The following is a 255-nucleotide window of genomic DNA, read 5'->3' as shown; positions in this document are numbered from 1 at the left end:
CGGCGAAATTGCATTACGAGTAAAGATGCTCGTTACGCGCGGCAGGACGAAAAGACCCCGGGACCTTCACTACAGCTTGGTATTGGTGTTCGGTTCGGTTTGTGTAGGATAGGTGGGAGACTGTGAAGCGGTGACGCCAGTTATCGTGGAGTCGTTGTTGAAATACCACTCTGATCGAATTGGACCTCTAACCTCGGACCATGATCTGGTTCAGGGACAGTGCCTGGTGGGTAGTTTAACTGGGGCGGTTGCCTC

At 52.9% G+C, this 255-nt stretch carries 1 rRNA gene; it reads left to right on the top strand.

Annotation, left to right across the window (positions count from 1 at the left end):
- Positions 1-255 (top strand): 23S ribosomal RNA (locus tag G8767_RS35445); the annotation flags it as partial.

Origin of the sequence: Rhodococcus sp. IC4_135, assembly GCF_011602025.1 — a bacterium.
Lineage (GTDB): Bacteria > Actinomycetota > Actinomycetes > Mycobacteriales > Mycobacteriaceae > Rhodococcus_F > Rhodococcus_F baikonurensis.
Note: the sequence above shows the minus strand (reverse complement) of the source record. Positions and strands in the feature narration are given on the sequence as shown.